The organism is Pseudomonas sp. Snoq117.2, assembly GCF_900110545.1.
Classification (GTDB): domain Bacteria; phylum Pseudomonadota; class Gammaproteobacteria; order Pseudomonadales; family Pseudomonadaceae; genus Chryseomonas; species Chryseomonas benzopyrenica.
Window position 1 is genome coordinate 1 of sequence record NZ_FOED01000032.1, and the last position, 10,029, is coordinate 10,029.

Annotated in this window: 9 protein-coding genes and 1 pseudogene; 3 read left to right on the forward strand and 7 right to left on the reverse strand. The window is 59.9% G+C overall.

The genetic code is table 11. The features are described from left to right. The first annotated feature begins 582 nt into the window (after positions 1-582). Positions 583-1,791: a hypothetical protein gene (locus BMZ43_RS26355; RefSeq protein ID WP_143075341.1), complete on the forward strand. Its 1,209-nt coding sequence runs from the start codon at positions 583-585 to the stop codon at positions 1,789-1,791. A gap of 659 nt (positions 1,792-2,450) precedes the next feature. Here BMZ43_RS26355 and BMZ43_RS25525 read toward each other — a convergent pair. Further along, entirely contained in the window at positions 2,451-4,475 is a 2,025-nt protein-coding gene (locus BMZ43_RS25525) for a DNA topoisomerase III (RefSeq protein WP_093257752.1), read from the reverse strand. A gap of 285 nt (positions 4,476-4,760) precedes the next feature. Here BMZ43_RS25525 and BMZ43_RS25530 point away from each other — a divergent pair, with 285 nt between their 5' ends. Further along, the gene (locus BMZ43_RS25530; protein ID WP_256563526.1) at positions 4,761-5,579 is read left to right on the forward strand and encodes a 6-hydroxymethylpterin diphosphokinase MptE-like protein; all 819 of its coding nucleotides are present in this window, start codon (positions 4,761-4,763) and stop codon (positions 5,577-5,579) included. Between the two features lie 14 nt (positions 5,580-5,593). Here BMZ43_RS25530 and BMZ43_RS25535 read toward each other — a convergent pair whose 3' ends face one another. Beyond that, positions 5,594-6,469 (reverse strand): glycosyltransferase, encoded by an 876-nt coding sequence (locus BMZ43_RS25535; RefSeq protein ID WP_093257754.1) that lies wholly within the window; start codon positions 6,467-6,469, stop codon positions 5,594-5,596. A gap of 4 nt (positions 6,470-6,473) precedes the next feature. Further along, positions 6,474-7,391 (reverse strand): glycosyltransferase family 2 protein, encoded by a 918-nt coding sequence (locus BMZ43_RS25540; RefSeq protein WP_093257756.1) that lies wholly within the window; start codon positions 7,389-7,391, stop codon positions 6,474-6,476. A gap of 234 nt (positions 7,392-7,625) precedes the next feature. Between BMZ43_RS25540 and BMZ43_RS27035 the strand changes: the two genes are divergently transcribed. Next, entirely contained in the window at positions 7,626-7,754 is a 129-nt protein-coding gene (locus BMZ43_RS27035) for a hypothetical protein (RefSeq protein WP_256563529.1), read from the forward strand. On the opposite strand, the gene pilM is transcribed toward BMZ43_RS27035, so the two are convergent. The 4 genes and pseudogenes from pilM to BMZ43_RS25560 all read right to left on the reverse strand — a co-directional run. Next, entirely contained in the window at positions 7,751-8,188 is a 438-nt protein-coding gene (gene pilM / locus BMZ43_RS25545; protein ID WP_093257758.1) for a type IV pilus biogenesis protein PilM, read from the reverse strand. The genes BMZ43_RS27035 and pilM overlap by 4 nt on opposite strands. Positions 8,189-8,191: 3 nt before the next feature. Beyond that, a complete protein-coding gene (locus BMZ43_RS25550) occupies positions 8,192-8,410 on the reverse strand; it encodes a hypothetical protein (RefSeq protein ID WP_093257760.1) in 219 nt (72 codons plus the stop codon). Positions 8,411-8,419: 9 nt separating this feature from the next. After that, on the reverse strand, positions 8,420-9,853 hold the full coding sequence (gene pilV, locus BMZ43_RS25555; RefSeq protein WP_093257762.1) for a shufflon system plasmid conjugative transfer pilus tip adhesin PilV: 1,434 nt from the start codon (positions 9,851-9,853) through the stop codon (positions 8,420-8,422). Next, a pseudogene (locus BMZ43_RS25560) lies at positions 9,850-10,029 on the reverse strand (twitching motility protein PilT); the annotation flags it as partial. The pseudogene BMZ43_RS25560 and the gene pilV, both read right to left, overlap by 4 nt.

The window sequence follows — 10,029 nt, forward strand, 5'->3', positions numbered from 1 at the left end:
ACAGCAGCCGATACGATCGGTTGCGGAAACTCGACTACACGACGTTCAGCCGATGCTATGGACGGACGCGCAGTACGTGCCTGGGCTTGAGCATTACGCACGGAGCGAATGATTTCACGCAGGGCAGTACCGACGGATTCGCCAAAGCGATAGCTCAGGGTAGGGGTGGTCATGGTGTTTCTCCTGCAGGTGAGTAATGCGGAGAAACACTGATCCCGGGCGGGGGAGTGTGTCCCCGCTGGGTAGGTAGAGCAGATGTATGAGGTGCCTCCATCAACCGGTAGAACCGGTCAACCGTTCGCGCCTCCGGAAGCTTGGCGAACTATGGGTGCGGATCGACGTGGGTAACCACGTTGCAGTCTTGAGATCCAGAACTGCCTGGGCATGTTGCTGACGACGTCAGCGGAACACGTCTGAAGCATGTCGATGCTGTCTACCCTTGTCAACCGCTGACGATACCCGAGACCGTCGCAGGATTTTTATGCGTTACAAATCGCACAGGAACCTAAAGCAGTCGCGTTTTCACTGTGTTTGGCGGTCAAACGAGAGTGGTGAGATGAACGAGCTTATAAGGAGGCCCTTATGGGTGAAGCGAAGCGAAGAGGTACCTATGAGCAGCGAGTGCAGCAAGCTTCCGATCGCGCCTTCAAGGAGCGAACGGGTATCAGCCTAGGTGAGCTTGAAAAGCTTAATGACGGTTTTGATGAATTTGAAATAGGCGCTAAATTTAGCGCTAGCATAGTAGATATTAGTTTCTTTAAAGGCATGAATGATTACGCTTATAGCTTTCTTTGTGAAATTAAAGGTCGAATGCAGTCAATTGTCAATAATTCGGCGCTAATTGAAAGTGCAAGTCGGGCAGCGCCTTGCCATTTATGGTTCCTAGGCGATGGAGCTGTTGGGGCGAGATGCTTTATTTACGGGAATTCTCATCATATTGGCATCAGTATAGAAACTGCGCTTGAGACGTTGAATATGTTTTCATACATGATGTCTTGTCCGAAATTCTTGAAAGGTCTGTTGTCGGAAGGTGAAAATGATTTGGAGGAGTCTAACTATTTTCGTCATAAGATGAAGTCGGACTGGTTCACGCAGTTCCCAAGTCGGAAGCCCTGCACAGCCGTTAGACGTATTATGGCTAGGGAATTAGCTATGGATGTAATATCCTTAATGATATTGCATGAAATTGTCCATCTTTGGCATGGGCACAATGAGCTCGTCGGTATGGGTATCACTGATGAGCAAAAAATGGCCTTGGAGTTTCACGCCGATACGACTGCAATTCTTTTCTATATAAATGACTATCGTATGACGAAGTCTAACTTTCTTGGAGGTATGAATAGAAATAAAGATGATGAGTCTCGAGCTGGTAGGGTTTATTTTTACCCGCCCGAGCGTAGACTGGGTTGCCTATTTTTCGCAAGCTTCTGTTTTTTTCTCAACAATCGGCAGGCAGCCAGTTCTACACACCTGAGCTCGGATCAAAGGGCTATAAATTTTTTTGCGATGGTGTCTTATGTGCTAAATCGACTGGGGCACTTTCCGGAATGGAAATTTAACTTCAATAGATTTGCTAATTTGGTGAATGGAGCCTTGAGGTCTGCGGAGGAAGCTTGGTCCTTTTTGGTTAAAAATAAAGACCCTAGTAATCTTATAACTAATAATCTCGACAACCTCGGTACTGGGGGAGACCTTATAAAGATTATGCAAACTGTTGATGAGCTGGGAGAGATAGCGATAGGGCTCGGTATAACAGCTTGGGAGTTCGACAGTGAAGGGAGAAAATTGTAGAGAAGCGCGCCAGGCGCAGCGCTGGGTCTAGCAGCACGGCGCCTCGGCGAGGGTGAGGCTAATAGAGCTCAAGAGAAAGATGCCACCTGTGAGCGTGAGCACCGGCAATGGTGGTCCCTGGGCATTGACCTACCGTCCTGATGATCGTCGCATTCACCCGACCCGTTATCGTGGCTAGGGCCAGTAATCGCAAGGCACGCATCCGCGCACAAAGGGATCCCATTTTTGCGCCGGCGGGCACCGGCAGAGAGGAGGACTACCCGAGGGGTAGCCTCGTCCACCAGGCGATGCCGAGAGGACCAGGCTACCCTTCGAAAGCAGCTGAAGGGGAGGAACAGTGTGGGCCAACACACCAGGTCGGCCCGAAGTACAGTATGCACCGAACCTTCTGTGAGCCCTATGTGCCTGTAAACCCGCTTATCACGAAGTTAGACGGCTGCGTGTCAGCTGCGGAGCAGGGAGACACAGGGAGAGCATCACGCAAAGATCTACACGCCCTACCCGATGCTTAGCGTGCTCTTGGGGGTGGAGCTTCAGGACCAGGTCGAGAAACTCCGGGGTTGCCGCTGATGACCGCCAGCGCGCGAGCGGGGTGGAACGCTTGCATTATGGGGCTGTGACCGTGACAAAGGCAAGAAAGCTCCCGTCGGCCCTGGAGCCTACGCCGAAGCGCTGCTGCGCTTGGCTTTTCCTGGGCCGCCCTTGCCTTTCCCTTTGGACGTTTCGATGTTCACCAGGCCCTTGCAGTCGGGGTAGCGCAGGCAGGACCAGAAGTCGCCGCTCTTACCCTTTCGCTGCGCCATCTTGCCCTGGCAGAGCGGGCAGGACGGACCCTCCGGGACCTTGATGTTGAGCGTGGTCTGGCGGTATTGGGCGACCAGCTTGCCGATCCAGGCGCCCTGCTTGGCGATGAAGTCATCCAACTGCATGGTGCCGCCCTCGATCATGTCCAGGGCCTGCTCCCAGATAGCGGTAGTGCCCGGGTCGGCCACTGCCGGGGGCACCGCGGCGATCAATGAGACGCCGGCGTCGGATGCCCGCACTGCCTTGCCCTTCTTGAGCAGGAACTGGCGATCGATCAGCCCCTGGATGATGCTAGCCCGGGTAGCCTCGGTGCCGATGCCCGTGGTCTCTTTGAGCTTGGCGGCCAGTCGCGGGTCGGTCACCAGCTTGGCCACGGTCTTCATCGCCTTGATGAGATCGCCCTCGGTGTAGGGCTTGGGTGGTTGCGTCTGCTGCGCCTTGAGCTGAGCCTGCTGCACCTGGGCGCGGGAGGCGTTCTGCAGCGGCGGCAGGATCTGCGAGCGGTCCTTCTCCTTGCTGTCCTCATCATCCTCAGCAGCAGGCGCGGCCTGGAACAACGTCTTCCAGCCAGGCACGACGATGCGCTTGCCCACCGCCCGCAACGCCACCTGGTTGCAGTCGAAATCGGCCACTGTCCGGTCGAACTCGTGGTGGGGCATGAACTGGGCGAGGTAGTGCGCGCGGATCAGGCTATAGACCGCACGTTCCTTGTCGCTCATGGCCGCCAGGTTGGCGGGCTCCAGGGTCGGGATGATGCCGTGGTGCGCGGTGATCTTCGCGTCGTTCCAGGCACGCGAGCGCTGCGCCGGATCGATGCTGGCCAGCACCGGGGCAATGGACGGATCCGTTCGCCGGATCGCCTCGAGCACGGCCGGCACCTCCGGCAGCATGCTGGTGGGCAGGTAGCCACAGTCGGTCCTGGGGTAGGTGGTCGCCTTGTGCGTCTCATACAACGCCTGTGCGACGTTCAGGGTCTCCTGAGCTCCGAGGCCGAGCTTCTTCGAGCAGATCTCCTGCAGCGTGCCCAGGTCGAAGGGCAGGGGTGCCACCTCCTTGACCCGTTCGGTGTCGACCGACACTGCAATGGCGGTAGATCCCGCGGTGAGACGTGACTGCGCCGCCTGGGCATGGCGCTGGTCCAGGCAGCGCCCCTCGTCATCGGTGATGTCGCGGGCAGGTCGCCACTGGGCGGTGAAGGTCTGGCCGTTGGCGGCCAGCAGCACGTCCAGGCTCCAGAACGGCACCGGGACGAAGTGGGCGATCTCCCGATCGCGGTCGACCACCAGGCGCAGCGTAGGCGTCTGTACCCGTCCTACTGACAGCACCCCGCTGTATCCGGCCTGGCGGCCAAGGAGCGTGAAGAGCCGGGTAAAGTTCATGCCGATTAACCAGTCTGCCCGGGAGCGCGCCAGTGCCGAGTGATACATCGAGAAGGTTTCGGCCCCGGGCTTGAGGCTCGCCAGGGCCTGGCGGATCGAGGCGTCGTTGAGCGCCGAGAGCCACAGTCGCTGGACGGGGCCGCGGTAGCCGCAGTGCTCCAGCAACTCGCGGGCGATCATCTCGCCCTCGCGATCGGCGTCGGTGGCGATGACCAGTTCGGTTGCTTCCTTGAGCAGCGCCTTGACCACCTTGAACTGGCTACTGGTCTTGGGCTTGACCTCGACTTTCCAGCTCGCCGGCAGAATCGGCAGCGCTTCCAGGGACCAGGCTTTCAGCTGCGGATCGTAGGCCTCGGGCGGCGCCTGTTCGAGGAGGTGGCCGATACCCCAGGTGACGACCACGCCTTGGCCGCGAATGCAGCCCTCACCGCGCCCAGTGGCGCCGAGCACCCGGGCAATGTCCTTGCCCTGGCTGGGCTTCTCGCACAAAAACACACGCATGGGATTCCCCTGTCGATGGCCGTCTGGCCTACAGGGCGAACGGTGCCAGGTGCGGCATTTCAGGGCAGCGCTTAACCGAATCTGGTCCAGATATGGTTACAGCTAGGAAATAGTTGTCCCGCTAACGATCATGGCGGCGAAGGGCATGGTTTGGGACCATAGCGAACTGGGTCAATGCTCAGCGGACACCAGCTGCCAGTTATTCCTGCTTTCCGAGTTGTTCTTCTGCAACAGCCCCTTCGCTATTGATAACAACAAGCCATTCCTAACGAACCCTATTCGCGCTTGGCCAAGGTCAAGTTGTCTGGCCCGCCTATGGAGATTGTCCACGTGGGAAGCGCTTTCTTGTCGCAAAAAAATGCCCATCGGGGCGCTGTCCTAATCTTGGCGTCCGGGCCTTCATCCGCCGAACTCGACATTCGCCGCTGGGCTGGCGTGCCGATCATCACCATGAACGGCGCGGTCACCAAGCTCCTCGAGGCATCCGTCCGGCCGCTGTACTACGTTTGCAGTGATCGCAGCTTCCAAGAGCAGCAGCCTGCTCTCTATGAGGCCGCGGTCGAGCAAGCGCAGCGCCTGGCCCTGTGGCCCGAGGACATCGAGCGGCTATCCAGTCGATACACCGGCAAGGCCTACGCGCTGCGGAAGGCGCCCCGGGCAAGCTTTCGCGACTACTTTGGCCGCGATCAGGGCCAGGCCGTGCGGCTGGTCTCGCCATTCAGCAAGCGGGCGCGCGACATTGGCTTCAGCAAGGACATGGACTACGGCGTTTTTGACGTCCGCACGGTGGCGTACATCTGCCTGCAACTGGCCTATCACCTGGGCTTCGATGAGATCTACCTGGCTGGAGTAGATCTCAATGTCCAAGCACCGCGCTTCTACGAGACTGCTCCTGGGCAGTCAGCGCCATGCGGCCTGGATCAGCACCTGCAGACGCGGATCCTGCCGGCGATGGAGCTGGCCGCTGGCGTGCTGGCAGCAGAAGGTCGACATATCATCAACCTCTCCCAGCAGAGCTTGATACCCGAGGACGTCTTTCCGCGGGCGTGTCCGCACCAGGTACAGCGTGAGCTAAACCGTCCCCGCCGAGCACTTGCTTCGTAAGAAGTCCGACTGGCCTAGCGGAATTTCAACGGGTAGTAGCAGAGAAACTTGACCGCAAGCCACCACAGCTTAGGGTAGGCCAGCGCGCCGCTGGCCTGTACCCACTCCCACCGCAGGCGCCACGGCGCCTTCACCTTGCGCAAGAACTTCATCCAGAAGCGTGCGCCGCGTTGTTCTAGCAAAGGCACCGGGAGGTCATCGGCGCCCATTGCCACACGGGCCACCACTTCCTCGCGTAGTGCCTGGTAGTCGAGCGCGGCCCGCATCCAGCGCGCATCGAAATGGCCCTCTGAGAAGTGGCGCAGCCCGACGTCGTAGACCACCGCCACCTCATAGCGCCTGCTGACCCGCAGGGCGAAGTCAATGTCATAGAAATGGAACGGGGGCAGGGCTTCGTTGAAGGGCAGTTCGAGGGCCACTTCGCGACGCGCGCAGATCCATACACCATCAAGCGTGCAAACCGGCTGACGTGGGCGCTCATCGCCTGCAGGGCGAAGGTGAAAGAGGTTGTCCGTACCGTCACGATGCCGCTGGTACAGACGCATGCAGTTCGTCTCGGACTTGCCGGCGGCCATCCAGCCGGAAGGACCACGGCTTTTGAAGCGGGCTCCGGCAACGCCGATCGCACCCAGCTGGCCGTCTTCCTGGAAGTGGTCGACCACCCGGCGTCCCCAGTTCCCTGTCAGGAACTCCAGGTCCTCGTGCATGAAGCAGACGATGTCGTGCCGAGCCCGCTGGGCGCCTTCGTTGTAGACGGCGCATAACCCACGATTAGCTTGCCGGTTGTCGATGGCGATCAGCTGGTAGGGCACGCCGATCGTGGCTTCGATGTTGCGCGTAACCGCGTCGAGGAGCTCAGGCTTCACCGAGCAAATGACGATGGAGATCATGGCGCTACTTCCTGGAAGGCCGGTAGGGCGTAAGCAGACGTCGTACCCGGTGCAGAGTAGTACGGTCCATAGCGCGCAATGGGATTAGCCGCAGCATGCGCAGCGCTTCGAGCTTGTCGTGCCGTACAGCGTATTTGAGCGCCTTGTTGACGACTGACGTGTGCCCTTGCCGATAGCCAGGGTGATCCTGATAGGGCGCGATGGCTAGCAGATCCGCCTCAAGCAGCAGCCGGTATCGGCGGGAGAGATTTCCCGCGTGGCGTCGATAGCGCGTGACCGTTACGGGCAAAATCGCGATTGGCTGCCCCAGTGCTGCGACTTTGAGCGTCATCTGGAAGTCCTGGACGCGAATCGCCGGATCGTAGCCGCCGACCTGGTCGAGTATCGCCTTGCGATAGAGCGCAACCGGGGCACCGACCACCCGGGTTGTTCGTAGGGCTTCATCGAAGTCCAGCAGTTGCACCGCTCCGGCGTGCTGGTCCTTGAGCCAGTTGCCGTTGCTGTCCATGAAACTAACCAAAGCGCCCACACAAGGCGTCTCGGGATGCTCTTCCAGGTAGGCCGCGCGGATCCGCAAGGATTGCGGCAGCATCACGTCGTCCAGATCCGGTGTGGCGACGTACTTGCCTCGGGCATGGGCGAGTCCGGTATTTAATGCTGCGCTGACGCCGGCATTGAGCTGAGTCACCAGCTCGAAGTCAAAACGCTCCTGCAGCGCGACCAGGCGCTGCACACTGTCGTCGGTTGATCCATCGTCAACGACGATGACTTCGAAGCGCGGGTAGTCCTGGGCATAGATGCTGGCCAGGCCTTCCTCGAGGTAGGGGCCGGCATTGAAGCAGGGCACGATCACGGAGATCAGCGGCAGATGCCTCAGGGCATCATCATCCGGTGACGTGCGCGGGAGGGGGAGAGCTTGCATAGCGAAAGGTCCATTCTTGACGCCATGAAATTGTACTTGGGGCGAGGACACCACGCGACTCAAACGTCATTTTTGAGACCAGAAGGCTTTGGGGCTTCACCGTTCGCCTATCTGCCTTAATCAGGTCCTACCAGTCACCCTTAGAAACCCTCCACTGGTCCATGCCTTTGGACGCCTGCCTGAATTTTCATGCTACCCAAACGATCCAGAGTGACTTCCTATATGGATCTCAGCATGGACACCGAAGACCACCCGACCGATATGATCGCTACGACCGCCAGTGGCCTGATGATGGCTCTGACATTGACCGTTGGCGCTGTTCTAGCTGGCGGCTTTGCCCTGCTCGCTGAGCTGTTAGTCTAGCGATAGGCCACGGCTGCACCGGCAGGGACGGCTGATGGTAAAGCGATCCCGGTGGCGCCAGACGAGGGGCTTACGAGTTGCCCGTTCGTTGCGTAGCCCACTGCGGCGGATTCGGTGAGCTCGGCTAGGGTCGTCACCAGGCCATTGGGGGGCGACGCATAGTAGGCGTAGCTGGATCCGGCCTGCACATAGCCGCTCACCCCTGCCGCGTGCACCCACCAGGTGGGCAAGGTCAGCGCGGAATCCGCCGGCGCGCCCGAGAGGCCCGGGTTGTTGTAGGCGTACTCGGCCAGGGCGTTCCGATAGATCAGCAGATTATGGGCAAGCGCGGAGACGTCGACCTCCTGACGACGGTTGTCGCTGCGCTGCAGCTGCTCGCTGAGCAGCCCAGCTCCGGCGAGCATCACCACCAGAATGACCCACAGCATGGGCATGGCCTAGCCCTCCTTCCGGCTCAGGCGCTTTTGCTCTTGCGCCAGAGTCTCAAGCTGCTCCGAATCGATCATCTCCTCAAGCAAGGCATCGACCTGGTGTAGCAGCTCACGAGCCTGATGGGTCGCAGGCTCATCGAGGGCCATGGTTTCCAGCGTCTGCTGCTGGACGCGTGCGACGCTGGCCAGAAGTCGCAGTGCTAGCAGGGTGGGAATGTCGTACATGCGGCTGCCTCAGAATTCACAGCAGAAGATGGTCGCATAATCGTTCTGGCCGATTGCGATATTAGGCGTGGACGCCCAGCGCTGACCGCTACCACCGGTGTCCCAGCCAACCTTGGTGCCTACAGGGCAGGCGTAGGTCGTTACATCGTTCGGGTCGTAACCGGGAATGGTGTAGGCGTGGCATGTGGGTGTCTTGCTGGCTTGGCGCCTCCACAACCCGCTCTGGCAGGACAGCAAGGCACCAGCGCCGTCCCGGCTGACCAGCCCATTAGTAGCGCAACCTGCGTTTTCCGTCGCCGAGCCGATCAGCTGGATGTACTCACCGACGTAGGTCCTGCCATCGGAGAACAGACTGTTACCTCGCATCTGGCCGGACGTGTAGACGTTCTTGCCCGCATAGGTCCTCACCCAGTCGCTATCGGTCATGTGCCAGCCGCCGCCCCACTTCTCGCTGTACCAGCCGGTATCCCCGCGAGTCCTGAACCAACCCGTGGTATAGGTCTCCCCCGACATGCTGGCGGTGACGCCCTGGACGTTGCCACGCGCATACATCGATCCGGTGGTCGTGTCTCCAGTGACAGCGACATTGCCACCGACGGTGGCAGTGCCGTTCATGGACGCATTGCCCTGCAGGTACATGGAACCGGCCCGGAGGTCTCCGCCGGCCGTGAGCGTGCCGTTGAGGTTCACGTTGCTCGTTGCGTTGACGTTGCGGCCGGCGTTCACATCGCCAGAGATGCTGGCGGTACCCGAGGCGGTGATATTGGCCGCATTGTTCAGGTCGTTGCCGCCCATGTTCAGCGCGGTGTTCATCCGGTTCAACTCGGGCTTTCCGGCGATAGCATTGCGGTAGAGATAGTCGTTGGCCAGCGTGCCGTCCTGCAGGAACAGGGCACTGGCGGTGTGGCCCGCGCCCGGGTTCACGCCGTAGTTACTCAGGGTCAGCGACCAGCCCCCGCGCACACCCTGGATGATGCCGGTGTTCGCTACCGGTACGAAGCCGCCCGGGGCGCCGAGATTCTCGGCGATCTCACGGGTGCCCATCTCATCGATGGCCTGGCCACCGGTGGTAAGCACGATGGATTCGAGCTGGTTGGTCGCTACCCGCCTGGCCAGCACCACAAAGGTCTGGCCAAAGGCATTGGTGTCAGAGAAGCCCGTAGGAAGGTATTTGGTGTTGCGCAGCATCGCCGGGGTGATCTGCGCTGGTGCCGTAGTGCCGGCCGCCGCGTAAACCGTGGCGAAGTTGTCCTTCAGGTACTTGGCCGCCGCGTCGGCAACCTGCTTTTGCTGGTCAGCCGCGATCCGATAATTCTGAGAGTCCATCTGATTGGCTACCAGGACCGCGGTACCGGTCATCATGGCAGCGAAGACGATCAGGCCAAAGAGCATATCCAGGGCGATGAAGCCCCGCTGTGATGCTTTGCTGAGTGAGGTATTCATCCCCAGAGGTCTCGTTTGAGTTGATTGTCGATGTCCTGGTCCAGCTGCGCGATGTGCCCCGCCCGAATCTTCTCGCGGATGCTGGGCCCGTCTTCACCGGTGACCAGAAGGCTGCGCACCTTGAGGATGCGGCGGTCATTGCGGGTTTCCAGCGTCTGAGCCACCACCGCTACCAG